General features: G+C 65.2%; 11 protein-coding genes. 6 read left to right on the top strand and 5 right to left on the bottom strand.

The features are described from left to right. Positions 1–7 precede the first annotated feature (7 nt). The 4 genes from kdpB to ABIA90_RS22065 are packed head-to-tail and all read left to right on the top strand — an operon-like array spanning position 8 to position 6,235. Positions 8–2,122 carry a potassium-transporting ATPase subunit KdpB gene (gene kdpB, locus ABIA90_RS22080; RefSeq protein ID WP_354119397.1) on the top strand — a complete coding sequence of 705 codons (2,115 nt, stop codon included), beginning with the start codon at positions 8–10 and terminating at the stop codon, positions 2,120–2,122. A 57-nt stretch (positions 2,123–2,179) separates the two neighbouring features. Then, entirely contained in the window at positions 2,180–2,785 is a 606-nt protein-coding gene (locus tag ABIA90_RS22075) for a K(+)-transporting ATPase subunit C (protein WP_063981392.1), read from the top strand. 40 nt (positions 2,786–2,825) lie between these two features. Continuing rightward, a complete protein-coding gene (locus tag ABIA90_RS22070) occupies positions 2,826–5,549 on the top strand; it encodes a DUF4118 domain-containing protein (RefSeq protein ID WP_085405238.1) in 2,724 nt (907 codons plus the stop codon). Then, positions 5,546–6,235: a response regulator gene (locus tag ABIA90_RS22065; RefSeq protein WP_028147071.1), complete on the top strand. Its 690-nt coding sequence runs from the start codon at positions 5,546–5,548 to the stop codon at positions 6,233–6,235. The genes ABIA90_RS22070 and ABIA90_RS22065 overlap by 4 nt, the downstream gene beginning before the upstream one ends. A 224-nt stretch (positions 6,236–6,459) precedes the next feature. Here ABIA90_RS22065 and ku read toward each other — a convergent pair whose 3' ends face one another. Further along, the gene (gene ku, locus ABIA90_RS22060; protein ID WP_354119398.1) at positions 6,460–7,344 is read right to left on the bottom strand and encodes a non-homologous end joining protein Ku; all 885 of its coding nucleotides are present in this window, start codon (positions 7,342–7,344) and stop codon (positions 6,460–6,462) included. A gap of 117 nt (positions 7,345–7,461) precedes the next feature. Here ku and ligD point away from each other — a divergent pair, with 117 nt between their 5' ends. Further along, positions 7,462–10,128: a DNA ligase D gene (ligD, locus tag ABIA90_RS22055; RefSeq protein WP_354119399.1), complete on the top strand. Its 2,667-nt coding sequence runs from the start codon at positions 7,462–7,464 to the stop codon at positions 10,126–10,128. Positions 10,129–10,255: 127 nt separating this feature from the next. Here ligD and ABIA90_RS22050 read toward each other — a convergent pair whose 3' ends face one another. Next, a complete protein-coding gene (locus ABIA90_RS22050) occupies positions 10,256–10,420 on the bottom strand; it encodes a DUF3309 family protein (RefSeq protein ID WP_007595743.1) in 165 nt (54 codons plus the stop codon). Between the two features lie 183 nt (positions 10,421–10,603). Here ABIA90_RS22050 and ABIA90_RS22045 point away from each other — a divergent pair, with 183 nt between their 5' ends. Further along, the gene (locus ABIA90_RS22045; protein WP_085405235.1) at positions 10,604–10,921 is read left to right on the top strand and encodes a polyhydroxyalkanoic acid system family protein; all 318 of its coding nucleotides are present in this window, start codon (positions 10,604–10,606) and stop codon (positions 10,919–10,921) included. A gap of 3 nt (positions 10,922–10,924) precedes the next feature. Here ABIA90_RS22045 and treY read toward each other — a convergent pair whose 3' ends face one another. From treY to glgX, 3 genes are read right to left on the bottom strand one after another with little or no spacing between them, the layout of a single operon-like run. Next, the gene (treY, locus tag ABIA90_RS22040; RefSeq protein WP_354119400.1) at positions 10,925–13,711 is read right to left on the bottom strand and encodes a malto-oligosyltrehalose synthase; all 2,787 of its coding nucleotides are present in this window, start codon (positions 13,709–13,711) and stop codon (positions 10,925–10,927) included. A 1-nt stretch (position 13,712) separates the two neighbouring features. After that, entirely contained in the window at positions 13,713–15,467 is a 1,755-nt protein-coding gene (gene treZ, locus ABIA90_RS22035; protein ID WP_354119401.1) for a malto-oligosyltrehalose trehalohydrolase, read from the bottom strand. Further along, the gene (glgX, locus tag ABIA90_RS22030; protein ID WP_354119402.1) at positions 15,464–17,542 is read right to left on the bottom strand and encodes a glycogen debranching protein GlgX; all 2,079 of its coding nucleotides are present in this window, start codon (positions 17,540–17,542) and stop codon (positions 15,464–15,466) included. The genes treZ and glgX overlap by 4 nt, the downstream gene beginning before the upstream one ends. Positions 17,543–17,545: the final 3 nt, after the last annotated feature.

Below are 17,545 nucleotides of genomic sequence, written 5' to 3'. Positions count from 1 at the left end.
GACCTCCATGGATACGATGAAACTGCAAAAACGTGCCCCGATGTCGGCAATGCTCGATCCCAAGATCGTTCTGCCCGCGATCAGCGCGTCCTTCACCAAGCTCGACCCGCGGCTGATGATCAAGAACCCCGTGATGTTCGTGGTCGAGATCGTGGCCGCGCTCACCACGGTGATCTTCCTGCGCGACCTCGTCGCCGGCGGCGAGAATCTCGGCTTCACCTTCCAGATCATCCTCTGGCTCTGGTTCACGGTGCTGTTCGCCAATTTCGCCGAAGCGGTGGCCGAAGGCCGCGGCAAGGCACAGGCCGAATCGTTGCGCAAGACCCGCACCGAGAGCCAGGCCAAGCTGCTGAGCGGCGCGGGCCAGGTCTTCACGCTGGTGCCGGGCACCAGCCTGAAGGTCGGCGATATCGTGCTGGTCGAGGCCGGTGACGTCATCCCCTCCGACGGCGAGGTGATCGAAGGCGTCGCTTCCGTCAACGAAGCCGCCATCACTGGCGAGTCCGCGCCCGTGATCCGCGAGTCCGGCGGTGACCGGTCGGCGGTGACCGGCGGCACGCAGGTGCAGTCCGACTGGATCCGCGTCCGCATTACGGCTGCGCAAGGCTCGACCTTCATCGACCGCATGATCAAGCTGGTCGAGGGCGCCGAGCGGCAGAAGACGCCGAACGAGATCGCGCTCAACATCCTGCTCGCCGGCCTCACCATCATCTTCGTGTTCGCCACCGTCACCATTCCGAGCTATGCGGCTTATGCCGGCGGCTCGATCTCGGTGGTCGTGCTGGTCGCACTGTTCGTGACGCTGATCCCGACCACGATCGGCGCGCTGCTATCGGCGATCGGTATCGCCGGCATGGACCGCCTGGTCCGCTTCAACGTGCTGGCGATGTCCGGCCGCGCTGTCGAGGCTGCCGGTGACGTCGACACGCTGCTGCTCGACAAGACCGGTACGATCACGCTCGGCAACCGCCAGGCGACCGCATTCCGTCCTGTGCGCGGCGTCACCGAGCAGGAGCTCGCGGACGCAGCGCAGCTCGCCTCGCTCGCCGACGAGACCCCGGAAGGCCGCTCGATCGTCGTGCTGGCGAAGGAGAAGTATTCCATTCGCAGCCGGGACATGGCCGAGCTTGGCGCCACCTTCATTCCGTTCACGGCACAAACCCGCATGAGCGGTGTCGATGCCGGCGGCTCGTCGGTACGCAAGGGCGCGGTCGATGCCATGCTCAACTATGTCGGCGGCGGTGCGCCGTTGGCCGTTGCTTCCGGCAACACCGCGCGCGCCATCCAGCCTGCGGTGCTTTCCGACGCCGGCCGTGAAGTCCAGACCATTGCCGACGAGATCTCGAAAGCAGGCGGAACGCCGCTTGCGGTCGCCAAGGACGGCAAGCTGCTCGGCGTCATCCAGCTCAAGGACATCGTCAAGGGCGGCATCCGCGAGCGCTTCGCAGAACTGCGCCGCATGGGCATCCGCACCATCATGATCACGGGCGACAACCCGATGACGGCCGCTGCGATCGCGGCGGAGGCGGGTGTCGATGATTTCCTCGCGCAGGCAACGCCCGAGGACAAGCTGAAGCTGATCCGCGACGAGCAGGCCAAGGGCAAGCTGGTCGCCATGTGCGGCGACGGCACCAACGACGCGCCGGCGCTTGCCCAGGCCGACGTCGGCGTCGCCATGAACACCGGCACCCAGGCCGCCCGCGAGGCTGGCAACATGGTCGACCTCGATTCCAACCCGACCAAGCTGATCGAGGTGGTCGAGATCGGCAAGCAGCTGCTGATGACACGCGGTGCGCTGACGACGTTCTCGATCGCCAACGACGTCGCAAAGTATTTTGCGATCATCCCGGCGATGTTCCTGGCGTTCTACCCGCAGCTCAACGTGCTCAACGTCATGAACCTGTCGAGCCCGCAGAGCGCCATCCTGTCGGCGATTATCTTCAACGCGCTGGTCATCATCGCGCTGATCCCGCTGGCGCTGAAGGGCGTGGCCTATCGCGCGGTCGGTGCCGGCGCATTGCTGAGGCGCAACCTCCTGATCTACGGCCTCGGCGGCATCGTGATTCCCTTCATCGGCATCAAGGCGATCGACCTCGTCGTCACCGCCTTGCATCTGGCTTGATCGTCGTCGCGGGGCGCACCGCGCCCCGCGCAATGACGAAAGATTTGGAGACCTAACATGCTCAGAGAAATTCGCCCCGCCATCGTCCTGCTGCTGGTGCTCACCGCCATCACCGGCCTGGCCTATCCGCTCGCAATGACCGCTATTGCCGGTGCGATCTTCCCCTCGCAGGCGCAGGGCAGCCTGATCGAGCGGGACGGCAAGGTGATCGGCTCCGCCCTGATCGGGCAGGAGTTCAAGGAGGACAAATATTTCCACGGCCGCCTCTCGGCGACTTTGGCGCCGGACCCGAATGATTCGACCAAGACGGTGTCGGCGCCCTACAACGCGGCCAACTCGGGCGGCTCCAACCTTGGCCCGACCAGCAAGGCGCTGGCCGACCGGCTCAAGGAGGATGTGGATAAGTTGAAAGCTGAAAATCCGAACGCCGCCGTGCCGGTCGACCTGGTCACCACCTCGGCCAGCGGCCTCGACCCGGACATCTCGCCGGAAGCGGCTGAATTTCAGGTGCCGCGGGTGGCGAAGGCGCGGAATCTGCCGGACGATCAGGTCAAGCAGCTCGTGGCCTCCAACACCCAGGGCCGTTTGCTCGGCCTGATTGGCGAACCGCGGGTTAACGTTCTGGCACTGAACCTCGCGCTCGATCGCGCCACCGCGAAGTAGCGGTCTAGGCTGGGGGCGGGCGGATGATTATATTGGCCTGATGGTCCGAGAGCGCCGCGATCCCGAACAACGTCCGTCCCCTGAGGCGCTGCTTGAAGCCGCGCGCCGGGAGGAGAGCGCGAGCGGCAAGCTGAAGATCTTCGTCGGCGCCGCCCCCGGCGTCGGCAAGACCTACGAGATGCTGCAAAGCGCCCATGCCAGGCGCAAGGCGGGTATCGATGTGGTGGTCGGCTTTGTCGAGACCCATGGCCGCGCCGAGACCGAGGCGCTGGTGCGCGGGCTCGAGGTTGTGCCGCGCAAGAGGTTCGATTACCGCGGCCAGAGCGTCGAGGAGATGGACCTCGATGCCGTGATCGAGCGCCGCCCTCGGATCGCGCTGGTTGACGAGCTCGCTCATACCAATGCCGCCGGCAGCCGCCATCCCAAGCGCTATCTCGACGTCGAGGAGCTGCTGTCCCACGGCATCGACGTCTACACCGCCGTCAACATCCAGCATATCGAGAGCCTGAACGACGTCGTCGCCCAGATCACCCATGTGCGGGTGCGCGAGACCGTGCCGGACTCGGTCTTCGACCGCGCCGATGCGATCGAGCTGATCGACCTCACGCCCGACGATCTGATCCAGCGGCTGCGGGAGGGCAAGGTCTATGTGCCCAAGCAGGCCGAGCGGGCGCTGGAGCACTATTTCTCGCCGGGCAATCTGACCGCGCTGCGCGAGCTGGCGCTGCGGCGTACGGCCGAGCGGGTCGACGAGCAGCTTCTCAATCACATGCAGGCGAATGCCATCGCCGGCCCTTGGGCCGCGGGCGAGCGTATCCTCGTCTGCATCAGCGAGGATCCGCGCGCGGCCGGGCTCGTCCGCTACACCAAACGGCTGGCCGACCGGCTGCATGCGCAATTCACCGCGATCTCGATCGAGACCCGGCGGTCGCTCCAGCTTTCGGACGAGGAACGCGATCGTCTCGCCGATACGCTGCGGCTTGCCGAATCGCTCGGCGGTGAAGCGCTGACCATTCCCGCTGTCGGCCGCCGCATCGCCGACGACGTCATCAACTTCGCGCAAGGCAACAACGTCACCCAGATCGTGATCGGGAAATCGACGCGCTCGCGGTGGTTCGAACTGACGCGCGGCTCCGTCGTGCATGATCTCGTGCGCAGTTCCGGCAATATCAGCGTTCACGTCATTCCCGGCGATGAGCTCGCGGCCGAGCCGGCGCCGAAGACGGCGGTTCAGACGGCGGCACGGGCAGAGGCGTTTGATGCTCGTCCCTATTTGAAGGCGCTCGGGATCACCGCACTCGGCCTTGCCGCAGCGGTGGCCATCAAGCCGTATTTCGGTATCGAAAACGTCGACCTGATGTTCCTGACCGCGGTTGTCGCCGTGGCTGTTCGCTACGGGTTGTGGCCGTCGCTTCTTGCGAGCGTCGCGGCGTCGCTGGCGTACAACTTCTTCTTCCTGCCGCCGGTCTACACTTTCACGATTACCGACCCGACCAATGTCGCAGCGTTCTTCTTTTTCATGTTGATCGCGTTCGTGGTGTCGAACGTCGCCGGGCGGGTGCGCACGCAGGCGGACACCGCGCTCGGCCGCATCCGCACGACCGAGCAGCTCTATGCGTTCAGCCGCAAGCTCACGGGCACCGGTACGCTCGACGATGTGCTCTGGGCGACTGCCTATCAAACTGCGCTGATGCTGAAGGTTCGCGTGGTCCTGCTGCTGCCGGAGGAAGGGCTGCTCACGGTGAAGTCCGGCTATCCGCCCGAGGACCAGATCGACCAGGCCGATCTCGCCGCCGCCAATTGGGCCTGGAGCAACGATCGTCCCGCCGGTCGCGGCTCGGACACGCTGCCAGGTGCCAAACGGCTGTTCCTGCCGATGCGCACCGGGCGTGGTCCGATCGGCGTCATCGGTATCGACAATGATCGCACCGGTCCGCTGCTGACCCCCGACCAGCGCCGGCTGCTCGATGCACTCGTCGACCAGGGCGCACTGGCAATCGAGCGCGTGCTGCTGGTCGAGGACGTGGATCGCGTCAAGCGCACCGTCGAATCCGAGCGGTTGCGCTCTGCGCTGCTGACCTCGATCTCGCACGATCTCAAGACGCCGCTGGCCTCCGTGCTTGGCGCGGCCTCGACCATGCGCGATCTCGCCGGTGCCTTGTCCGACACCGAGAAGCGCGATCTGCTCGCCACCGTGATCGACGAGTCCGAGCGGCTCAACCGCTTCATCGCCAATCTGCTCGACATGACAAAGCTCGAATCCGGCGCCATCGTGCCCAACGCGGCACTGCACGATCTCGGCGAGATCGTCGGCAGCGCGCTGCGGCGTGCGAGCAAGATATTGACGGCGCACAAAGTGGAACTGGTGCTGGCCGCCGATCTGCCGATGCTTCAGCTCGATGCCGTGCTGTTCGAGCAAGTGTTGTTCAATCTACTCGACAATGCGGCGAAATATTCGTTGCCCGATACAACGATCTCGATCCGCAGCCGGCGCGAGGGGAATCATGTTGTGCTAGAGATCGCCGACCAGGGTGGCGGCATTCCGCCTGACGAGCTCGAGAGCGTGTTCGACAAGTTCTATCGCGTGCAGAAGGGTGACCATGTCCGTCCCGGCACCGGGCTGGGGCTCGCCATCTCGCGCGGCTTCGTCGAGGCGATGCAGGGCACGATTTCGGCCGCCAACCGCGGCGACCGCAGCGGCGCGATCCTCACCATCCGGCTGCCCGTTCCGGCACGGACCCACGCATTGGATACCGCCGCATGAGCGCCGCCCCGATCAAGGTTCTGGTCATCGACGACGAGCCGCCAATCCGAAAATTGCTGCGGATGGGGCTCTCGACGCAAGGCTACGAGATCCTGGAAGCGTCGAACGGCAAGACCGCGCTCGAGAAGCTCGCGGAAGAACCCGCGCTGATCATTCTCGATCTCGGCCTGCCGGACATCCAGGGCCACGAATTGCTGCGCACCATCCGCGGCCGCAACGAGGGCGTGCCGATCGTGGTGCTGTCGAGCCGCGGCGACGAGGCCGGCAAGGTGCAGGCGCTCGATCTCGGCGCCGACGATTACCTGACAAAGCCGTTCGGCATGGACGAGCTGTTGGCGCGCCTGCGTGCGGCGCTGCGGCACCAGCTCCAGGTCAAGGGCGAGCGTCCGGTGTTCCGCACCGGCGATCTCTCGGTTGATCTCGTGCGTCGCATCGTCAAGGTCGGCGAGCGCGAGATAAAGCTGTCACCGAAGGAGTACGATCTCTTGCGCGTGCTGGTGCAGCACGCCGGCAAGGTGCTGACCCATCGTTTCCTGCTCAAGGAGCTCTGGGACGAGCTCACCGACGCACAGTATCTGCGCGTCTATGTCCGCCAGCTCCGCCAGAAGATCGAAGCCGATCCGGAGCGTCCGCAATATGTGCTGACGGAGACCGGGATCGGGTACCGGCTGAAGGCGGGGGATTAGTTGTCGACTTCAAACGACCCGTCATGGCCGGGCTTGACCCGGCCATCCACGCCTTGACGTGCGGCACGAAGAACGTGGATGCCCGGGACAAGCCCGGGCATGACGGCAGATGTTGTGGCGCGAGCCTGCATCCACATCGTCATTGCGAGCGCAGCGAAGCAATCCAGAGTCCTTCCGCGGAAAGATCCTGGATTGCTTCGCTGCGCTCGCAATGACGGAGGCAATCAGCCCGCCTTCCTGTGCCGGGCCGTCGACCGCTGGGTCTTCCTCGTCGCTCTTTGCTTTCCCGTCGCGCGGCGTGCGCTGGGTTTGGCCGCCGTCTTCTTCCCGCCGCGTCCCTTCAAGCTCTGCTTCAGCGCGTCCATCAGGCTGACAACGTTGCTCGGCCGCTCCTCGGGTTCCGGCAGCTCGATTGTCTTGCCGCTGGCCTTGCGCTTCACCAGCGCCTTCAGCGCGGCCTCGTACTCGTCCTTGAACTTGCTCGGGTCGAAATGTGCGGCCTTGGTATGCAGGATGTGGCCGGCGAGCTCGACCATGTCCTTGGTGATCTTGGGGCTCTTGATGTCGTCGAAGAACTGGTCCTCGTCGCGCAGCTCGTAGGGGAAGCGCAACGTGGTGCCGAGCAGGCCCTTGCCGAGCGGTTCGATCGCGATGATGTGCTCGCGGTTGGTGAGCACGATCTTGGCGAGCGCCACGCGGTCCTGGTCCTTCATGGCGTCGCGGATCACGGCAAAAGCATCGACCGCAGCCTTGCCGTCGGGCGCGATATAATAAGGGTGATTGAGATAGCGCTGGTCGATCTCGTCGCTCGGCACGAAACTCTCGATGTCGATGGTGTGGTTGCTTTCGATCTGGACGGCCGCGAGCTCCTCCGGCTCGATCTCGACATATTTGCCCTTGCGCAGCTCGTAGCCGCGTCCCTTCCGGTCGCTCTCGACCACGTCACCGGTCTCGGAGTCCACCATCTGCTGCTTGAGCCGGTTTCCGGTCTCGCGGTTGATCATGTGAAACCGCGTCTTCTCGGCCGCGGTGGTCGCCGGATAAAGCGCGACCGGGCAACTGACCAGCGAGAGCTTTAACGTTCCCTTCCAATAGGCGCGCGGGGCCATTCCGTTCTCCAGCGTTTCAAGGCATTTTGGAACCCCAACAGCCCCATCGGGTTTTGGTTCCGGGTGGGACTTCTGCCGTGATAGGCTTCAACGCCGAAAGAGAATGCGGGACCGGTCGTGCTGCGAAAACTCTCCACCTACCGACAGAAACGCGATTTCGAGAAGACACCGGAGCCGTCGGGCAAGATGGCAGTGGCGCCATCGGCGCAGCGGCGCTTCGTGATCCAGAAGCACGATGCGACGCGGCTGCACTATGATCTGCGGCTCGAGTTCGACGGCGTGTTCAAGTCGTGGGCGGTGACCAAGGGACCCTCGCTCGATCCGCATGACAAGCGGCTCGCGGTCGAAGTCGAGGACCATCCGCTCGACTATGGCGATTTCGAAGGCACGATTCCGGAAGGGCAGTATGGCGGCGGCACGGTCATGCTCTGGGACCGCGGCACCTGGGAGTCCGAGGATCCCGAGCGCGGCTTCCAGAAGGGTGACCTCAAGTTCACGCTCCACGGCGACAAGCTGCATGGAAGCTGGGTGCTGGTGCGGATGAGGCATGACCGCACCGGCGGCAAGCGCACCAACTGGCTCCTGATCAAGCATCGCGACGAATATGCCAGCGAGAGCGACGACATTCTCGGCGAGGACAAGTCGGTGGCCTCCGGCCGCGCGATGGCAGAGATCGCTGATGGCAAGGGTCGCGCGCCAAAGCCGTTCATGCTGGCGAAGGGTGCCAAGGCCAAGGCCGATGCGGTCTGGCAGTCCAATCGTGCCGAGGAGCCGAAAGGGCGCACCGTCAGGCCGGCGCCCGGCGCGGCGTTGAAGCGCGGGACGGGCGCAAAGACGAAAGCGACGACCGCGACAAACGCGAAGAAAGTCGCGGAGATGCCGGACTTCGTCGCGCCGCAGCTCTGTACCCCGGTCGAGCGGCCGCCGGCGGCCGATGGCTGGTGCCACGAGATCAAGTTCGACGGCTATCGCGTCCAGCTCCGCGTCGAGGACGGCGAGGCGACGCTGAAGACGCGCAAGGGCCTCGACTGGACCGACAAGTTCGCAGCCATCGCGAAGGAGGCGGGAGAGCTTCCCGACGCCATGATTGACGGCGAGATCGTCGCGCTCGATCACAACGGCGCGCCGAATTTCTCCTCGCTCCAGGCCGCGCTGTCGGACGGCAAGACCGAGGACCTGATCTTCTTTGCCTTCGACCTCCTGTTCGCCGAGGGGCTCGATTGCCGGCGTCTGCCACTCGGCGAGCGCAAGGACCGCCTCAGGCAACTCCTGGACGCAGGCAAGAAGAAATCGGGCCAAATCCGCTATGTCGAGCATTTCGAGAGCAGCGGCGATGCCGTGCTGCAATCGGCCTGCAAGCTCGAGCTCGAAGGTGTGGTGTCGAAGAAGCTCGATGCGCCTTACCGGTCGGGGCGAACGGAAAGCTGGACCAAGGCCAAATGCCGCGCCGGCCATGAGGTCGTGATCGGCGGCTGGAAGACCACCAACGGCAAATTCCGCTCGCTGATGGCCGGCGTGCACCGCGGCGATCATCTTGCCTTCGTCGGCATGGTCGGCACCGGCTTCGGCGCGGACACGGTCAAGCGCATCATGCCGTCCTTGAAGGCCATGGAGGCCAGGCAAAGCCCCTTCGGCGGCAAGAACGCACCGAAAAAGACGCGCGACGTACACTGGCTGAAGCCGGAGCTCGTCGCCGAGATCGAGTTCGCCGGGTTCACCGCCGACGGCAATATCCGCCAGGCCGCCTTCAAGGGCCTGCGGCAGGACAAGCCGGCCGAGGAGGTCGAGGCGGAAACACCCGCCGATACCGAACTCGCAAAGCCCTCGGCCAGGAAGCGTGCCGTGCCGAAGGCAGGCAAGCGGAAGGATGCCGGTACGGCCGAGGTGATGGGTGTCGTCATCTCGAAGCCGGACAAGGAGCTGTGGCCGGATGGCGGCGACGGCGAGGGCGTGACGAAGCTCGATCTCGCGCACTATTTCGAGGCCGTCGGAGCCTGGATGATCGAGCATATCAAGGGTCGCCCCTGTTCGATCGTGCGCGCGCCTGACGGCATCGGCGGAGAAAAATTTTTCCAGCGGCATGCCATGCAGGGCACGTCGAACCTGCTGGAGCTCGCGAAAGTCTCGGGCGATCGCAAGCCGTACCTGCAGATCGATCGCGTCGAGGGGCTCGCCGCGGTCGCGCAGATCGGCGGCGTCGAGCTGCATCCCTGGAATTGCGCCCCGAACGCCTACGATACGCCGGGCCGGCTGGTGTTCGATCTCGATCCCGCGCCGGACGTCAAATTTCCCGATGTCGTGGACGCCGCCAAGGAGATGCGGCAGCGCCTTACCGACGTCGGCATGGAGAGCTTTTGCAAGACCACCGGCGGCAAGGGCCTGCACGTGGTGGTGCCGCTGCTCCATGGCGCGCGCGACAAGGTGAGCTGGAAGGAGGCCAAGGCGTTCGCGCAGGGCGTTTGCCAGTGGATGGCCGACGACGATCCCGAGCGCTATCTGCTCAACATGTCCAAGAAGCTGCGCAACGGAAAGATCTTCCTGGATTATTTGCGGAATGACCGCCTGTCGACGGCGGTGGCGCCGCTGTCGCCCCGTGCGCGCGATGGCGCGACCGTGTCGATGCCCGTGACGTGGGCGCAGGTGAAGGGCGATCTCGATCCGAAGCGGTACACGGTGCGGACTGTGCCGGGTCTGCTGGCGCGCTCGAAAGCCTGGGATGGCTATGACGAGGCGGCCACATCGATCAAGGCGGCGGCGAAGAAGCTCGCGGCGAAAACGAAGTAGGGTAGATAAAGCGGCTTGTCCGCCGTAGCTCGAAGAGCGAAGGCGGAAGCGTGCCCACCATCTTTCTTATTGCGGCGAAGAGGTGGGCACGGCGCGTTGCGCCTTTGCCCACCCTACGAAGCCGCCGCTAGATCCGTCCGAGCAACAGCAGGATCAGCAGGATGACGATGACGAGCCCGAGGCCGCCGCCACCGTAATAGCCGGTGCCGTAGAACGGGCCGCCGCCGATACCGCTGAAGCCGCCGAGCAGCGCGATGACCAAAATGATCAGAATGATCGTACCGATAGACATGCTAGTCTCCTCCAGCCCTTTGTTGAAAGGGTCGTTTGCACCTGTCCCGTGGTGCGAGGGCAACTTGCCGCAGGTTTTATAGTTCCGACGATGAAACACGGCGAACGGGGCCAACTTGCATGGAACCTTTGCCAGTCCAGGCGGCATGACTATGTGAGGATCAGTCACCACAGGGCTAGCGCCATGTCAGCACCGCTTGTCGTCTCCATTCCGCATCGTCTCGGCCGCGAGGAAGCCGTGCGCCGGCTCAAGACCGGGCTCGGCCGCGCCGCAGCCAGCATTCCCGTGATGCAGGTCGAGGAGGAGCGCTGGAACGGCGACAGCATGAATTTTCGCATCCGCGCGCTCGGGCAGATCGCGAGCGGCCAGGTCGATGTCGCCGACGATCACGTCAAGGTTGAGGTTGTGCTGCCGTGGCTGTTGCAGCGCTTCGCTGAGATGGCGCAGGCGACCATCCGCAAGCGCGGGCAGCTGCTGCTGACCAAGGACGGGGGCAAGTAGCCGTCAGCTACGAGCGCGCTGTTGCCTGGGTCTCGCCGTGCTGGCGGCGCGTGCTTCGATGACCGCAGCGGGAATATCCCGGAAGGCTTGCGCGAGCGGCAATTCAATGCCGGCAAGGCCTGGCCCGGTGTAGCCGGTGATGTCGATCGTCGCGTCAACGCCCTCGAACGCGGGCCATTGCCGGCCCTCTTGCGTGAACGGCGCAAACTGGCGCCCGACCACGACGATCGCAGCCGTGCGGCCGTGTCGGCGGACAAAGGCAATGACGTGGTCTGCGTGCGCGCCCCGGACCTGCAGCGGCTGATACTCGCCCTGCGCGAACACATCGGCGAGTTCGTTGCGCAGTTTGAGCAGGTGCCGCGTCCAGGCCAGCTTGAGCTGGCCGTTCGGCCAGGTCTTGATCAGCCCGCGCCAGTCCGGCGCATCCAGTGACGTCAGCGCCGTCTGCCGCGCGGCAAAGTCCACCGGGCGGCGGTTGTCGGGATCGACCAGCGACAGGTCCCAGTATTCGGTGCCCTGGTAGAAGTCCGGGACGCCGGGCAGCGTCGCCTTGAGCGTGAGCTGGCTCAGCGAATTCAAGGCGCCGAGCAGCGCGACGCGGCGTGCCAGGGTCTGCAGCGCCTCCAGGAACTCGCTGGATTGCGCTGGATCGAGGATCTTGGCGATGAAGCTCGCGACGCCGGTCTCATAGGCCTCGTGCGGGTTGAGCCAGCTGGTCTCCTCCTTGCCCTCGCGTGCGGCCTTGAGCGCATAGGCCTGGATGCGCTCGACAAAGCCGGCATCGGCTGTCTCCCCAAGCGACCAGGCGCCGAGCAGGGTCTGGTAGAGCATGTATTCGAACGTCGCCGACGGCGCGCGCAGATTGCCGTCGAGCGCGAGGTGCGGCGCGTTCAGCACCTTCCAGCGTGCCACCGCGCTGGTCCATTCGCCGGGAATCTCGCTGAGCGCCGCGATGCGCGCGCGGGCATCCTCGCCGCGCTTGGTGTCGTGGGTCGCGGTCGCCGTCATTCCTTGCGGCCATTCGTTGGCACGCGCGCGCATGGCCTCATGGAAGGCAGGTATCGTGAGGCCATTGCTCGCGGGGTCGCCGCCGACCTCGTTCAGGGCGAGCAGCCGGTGGAATTGATAGAACGCGGTGTCCTCCAGCGACTTCGCCATCATCGGTCCCGTGAACTGCTGCACCTTCAGCGCGAAGCGGCGCACCCGCGGGGCGCTGTGCGGGGGACGGCCGGGCTTGAGCAGGTCCATGGTCAGCGCATCGCGCAGGAAGTCGAAGATGCCTTCATCCGCGGCGAACCACTCCGCGCGGGCGCGTTCGATGGTGTCGTCGATCAGCTTGCGGTCGAGCGCGTTCGGGCCGCTATGCGTCAGATAGGTGCGATAGACCGGGAAATGCAGCACGTACAATTCGAGCGCCTGCCGCAGGCTGTCGGCGGAGAAGTCGCGGGTCGAGTAATGCCCGTTGGCGATGCGCGCGAGCAGGCGGGTCAGCACGGTGAATTCGCTGGTCAGCAGCGTCTCCAGCACGCGCCGCTTGGCATCCTTGACGTAAGGCGCCAGCCGCGGCGGGCGGTTGCTGATCTGCCGCCAGGTCTCGTTCAGCGCCTCCAGCCCTTTCGCGTCGACCAGAACCTGAGTGATGACATTCATCCACTCATAGCCCGTGGTGCCCTGGACGCCGGCAAAACGCGGCAGGCGCTCGTGCTCGCACAGGATCTTTTCGATCACGGTATAGAACGGCTTGGTGTTGCCTTGCGCGTCGCGCACCAGCCGGCGCAGCCGCTGGCAATATTGTGCGGGATCGCGCAGGCCGTCGATGTGATCGAGGCGGATGCCTTGTAGCTTGCCGTCGGCAATGAGCTGCTTCACCAGCCGGTGCGTGGCGGCGAACGTGCTCGCGTCCTCGACGCGCAGGCCCGCGAGCCCGTTGACGTCGAAGAAGCGGCGATAGTTGATGTCGCTGGAGGCGAGCCGCCAGTGCCCGAGCTTGTAGTGCTGGCGCTCCAGCAGATGATGCAGCGCCAGCGTCTGCGCCGGACGATCCTTGGCGGAACGATAGGCGGCGAGGCCGCGTTCGATGATGTCGGCGTTGCCTGCGATCTCCTTGAGCTCCGCCTTGAAGCCGGGCGCTTCTCTGCGGTTGGGACGACGCAACCCCGTGTAGCGGGCCGCGAGCGCGAGCAGGCGCTTGCCGGCCTCGGTCTCGGCGGCGTCGGCTTCCTTCACGATCACGCGCAGCATTTCGCCATAGCGTTCCGGCGCGATCGGCAGGCGATGCTCGAAATACCAGGCGGAAAAACTGCCTTCATCGGCATCATAGCGCAGCTCGATGTCGCTGCGCTCCAGCGCCTCGCCGTAGGGCGAGCCGAGGATCGGCAGCAGCACGCCGCCACGGGCGCGATAGGCCAGTTGATCCCAGTCGATGTCGAAGGAAACCGCATGCGGCGAGGCCTGGCCCCATTCCAGCACGTCGAGCCACCAGGGATTGTCGGCAAAGTGCACGCCGACATGGTTCGGCACGAAGTCGATGATGAGGCCGAGGTCGTGCTGCGTGAGGGCGTCACTTAGCCGGGTAAAGGCGGCCTCGCCGCCGAGCTCGGGATTGAACTGGCTGTGGTCGACGGTGTCGTAGCCGTGGGTCGAGCCCTTGCGCGCCTTCATCACCGGCGAGGCGTAGAGATGCGTGATCCCGAGTGCCTTGAGGTAAGGCACGACCGCGGCGGCCTTGTCGAAGTCGAAATCCGCGGTGAGCTGAAGCCGATAGGTCGCAAGAGGAATGGCGGGAGGCATGCTAACCTCCGAGATGCCAGATCACCGACCAGGGTGGGAGCCGATCGCCGCTGACAGAGCCCCAGATCGGCGTGCCTGTCGCGTCGCTGGGACGTGCGATGTCCTTGTCCGAGAGATTGGCGATCAGGCGCAGCCTCGCGCCGTCGCCCATGCGCCAATGCGCGGTGAGCAGGCCGCTATCGGCCGTCTCGGCATCGCCGAACCTCGCACCCTTCAGCCGCGGTGCGATCTCCTTGTGACGGAGCGCGAGCAGCTCCCGCACCAGCGCGAGCCGCGCATCCCGCTCCGGAGTGTGACCGGTCCAATCCAGCACGGCCGATTGCAGCGTTTTGGGATCGAGCGGGTCTGGCACCTCTTCGCCGTATTTCTCGTAGGCCCAGGCATATTCCTGCTTGCGACCCTTGCGCACGGCATCGGCAAGGCCATCCTGGAAATCGCAGAAGAACGGGAAGGGCACCGTGGAGCCCCATTCCTCGCCCTGAAACAGCATCGGCACCATCGGTGCGAGCAGGGTCACCGCGAGTGCGGCTTCGATCTGCCGCGGCGATGCCAGGCTCTCGAGCCGCTCGCCCAGCGGGCGATTGCCGATCTGGTCGTGGTTTTGCAGGAAGTTGACGAAGGTCGCCGGCGGCAGCTCGCCGCTCGCCTCGCCGCGCGGCTTCTTGCCCCAGAACTCCGAGATCTCGCCCTGGTAGACGAAGCCCGAGGCGAGCGCGCGCGCAAGATCCATGCGCGGCGTCTGGTAGTCGGCGTAATAGCCCGCGAGCTCGCCGGTCAGCATCACGTGCCAGACGTGGTGATAATCGTCGTTCCACTGTCCGCGATATTTGCCGTTGGGCGGGTCCTGCGCGGCATCGAGCAGGCTGGCGCGGTTGTCGCCGTTCTCCAGCACGAGATGGATGTGCCGCCCGGTGGCCTTGGCAAGCTCGCCGGCGCCGACGCTGAGATCCTGCAACATCGACTGCTCGCCCGGGATCGCCATGATGTGGTTGGCGGCATCCAGTCTCAGGCCGTCGAAGCGGTAGTCGGTGAGCCAGGACAGCGCGTTCTCGACCGCGAAGGCCCGGACCTGCGGCACGCGATAATCGATCGCGCTGCCCCATGGCGTATGTGCATCGGTGAAGAAGGCCGGCGCATAGCGGCCGAGATAATTCCCCTCGGGGCCGAAATGATTGTAGACGACGTCGAGGAACACCATCAGCCCGCGCAGATGCGCCTCGTCGATCAGTGTCTTCAGGTCCTCGGGCCGGCCATAGGCGCTGTCGGGCGCGTACCACAGCACGCCGTCATAGCCCCAGCCGCGGCGGCCGGCGAAATCGGCCAGCGGCATCAATTCCAGCGCGGTGATCCCGGTCGCAACGAGATGATCGAGCTTGTCGATCATGGCGCGGTAGGTGCCCTCAGGCGTGAAGGTGCCGACATGGGTCTCGATCAGCACCGTCTCTTCCCAGGGACGTCCGCGCCAATCGCGCGCGCGCCACGCGAAGGCATCATGATCGACGACTTCGCTGGGGCCAAAAACGTCGTCCGGCTGGAAGGCGGATGCGGGATCGGGCACGTCGATCTCGTCGTCGATCCTGAACTGGTAGGGACTGCCGACGGGCAGGCCGGCAATCTCGGCGACATACCAGCCATCCTGCCGGCGTTGCATCGCGTGCCTTCTGTCGAGCAGGAGATCGACTCGGCGAGCGCCGGGCGCCCACAGCCGGAATGACACTCCGTCCCTGGTCGGCCTCGCCCCGAAGGATGGTCTCATAGCGCCCCCGCGAAGGCGAGCACGGAGCGCGGCGGCGCCTTGCTGTCGCTTCCGGGCTGCAGATCAACACTGTTCGGTCTGGCATCGGTGGTGTTCAGGATCTGCTGCCAGCTTTTGTACTCGGCCATTTTGGGCAATTTGAATGCGATCTCTTCGGGGGCGGCGTTCAGTACGATAAAGATCGCGGCGCTCCCCGGTTCCATCGGCCCCATCACATAGGAGAGGAACCGCCCTTCCGGAAATTTCCAGTCGTTCTCCGTCATCTCGTCGCCGGCGGGCGTCAGCCACAGCGCGCCGTAGGAGACGCCGTCCTTGGGCCGGCCGTCGAGCCAGCGATGGCTGCGAAGCTGCGAGAAGCGGCGGCGGATCTCCGCGAGCCCGGCGACGAAATCGACCATGTCGTCGCCGTCCTTGCCGAGATTGTCCCAGCCGACCCAGCCGACCTCGTTGTCCTGGCAATAGGCGTTGTTGTTGCCGGACTGCGAATTGCCGACCTCGTCGCCGGCCAGGATCAGCGGAACGCCCTGCGCCAGCATCAGGCAGGCCAGCACGTTCTTGCGAAGCTGCCGCCGCAGCCCGAGAATCGCGGGATCGTCGGTCGGACCCTCGACACCGCAATTGTTGCTGTGGTTGTCGCTGGAGCCGTCGCGATTGTCCTCGCCATTGGCCTCGTTGTGCTTCTCGTTGTAGCTGAAGAGGTCGGCGAGGGTGAAGCCGTCATGCACCGTGATGTGGTTGATGCTGGCGCGCGGCCGCCGTCCGTCATGGTTGAACAGGTCGGATGAGGCCGTCATGCGGCTCGAGATGTCGCCGATCAGGCTGCCTTCGCCGCTCCAGTAGCGGCGCATGGCGCTGCGATACCGATCGTTCCACTCCGACCATTGGGAAGGGAATGCGCCGACCTGGTAGCCGCCGAGCCCGAGATCCCAGGGTTCGGCGACGAGCTTCACCGCCGCCAGCACCGGGTCCTGCCGGATCGCCGTCAGGAACGAGCTGCCGCGATCATAGCCGTTCGGTCCGCGCGCGAGCGTGGTCGCGAGGTCGAAGCGGAAGCCGTCGACATGGCAGACCTCGACCCAGTAGCGCAGCGAATCCATCACCATCTGGAGCACGCGCGGATGGGTGAGGTTCACCGACGAGCCGCAGCCGGTGAAGTCGTCGTAATAGCGCGGGTTCTCGCGGTTCAGCCAGTAATAGGAGGCATTGTCGATGCCGCGGTAGCACAGGGTCGGACCGAGGTGATTGCCTTCGGCCGTGTGGTTATAGACGACGTCGAGCATCACCTCGATGCCGGCATCGTGCAGGCGCGCGACCGTGGTGCGGAAAGAATCGAGCGCATTGTCCTGGGCGTAGCGCGGTTCGGGCGCAAAGAAGGACAGCGTGTTGTAGCCCCAGTAGTTGACGAGCTTCTTCTCGACCAGAATGCGGTCGTCGATGAAGCTGTGGATCGGAAGCAGCTCGACGGTGGTGACGCCGAGCGTTTTCAAATGCTCGATCATCGCCGGCGACGACAGGCCGCCATAGGTGCCGCGCAAATTCGGCGGCACGTCGTCGCGCTTCTGCGTCAGGCCCTTGACGTGGGCCTCGTAGATGATGGTGTCTTCCCAGGGGATGTTCGGCCTGATCTCGCGACGGCCCCAGTTGAAGGTCTCGTCGACGACGACCGCCTTGGGCATGCCGCGCGCGTTGTCGCGCCGGTCGAAGGAGAGGTCCTCGCGCGGTGAGCCGGTGCGATAGGCGAAATGGGCATCGCTCCAGACCAGCCGCCCGGCGAGCCGTTTGGCGTAGGGGTCGAGCAGCAGCTTGTTGGCGTTGAAGCGGTGGCCGTGCTCGGGCTCGTAGGGGCCGTGCACGCGATAGCCGTAGAGCTGGCCCGGCGAGATGTCGTTGAGATAGCCGTGCCAGACGTCCTCGGTCCGCTCGGGCAGCTCGACACGCTCGAGTTCGCGCCTTCCTTGCGTGTCGAACAGGCACAGCTCGACTTTCTGCGCATTGGCGGAGAACAGCGCGAAATTGGTGCCGCGTCCGTCCCAGCTTGCGCCGAGGCGTGCGGGCGATCCAGCGGTCAGGCGCATCGG

It is taken from the genome of Bradyrhizobium sp. LA6.8 (assembly GCF_040547935.1).
Lineage (GTDB): Bacteria > Pseudomonadota > Alphaproteobacteria > Rhizobiales > Xanthobacteraceae > Bradyrhizobium > Bradyrhizobium barranii.
The sequence above is the reverse complement of the archived record's forward strand: the minus strand, read 5'-3'. Positions and strand labels throughout refer to the sequence as shown.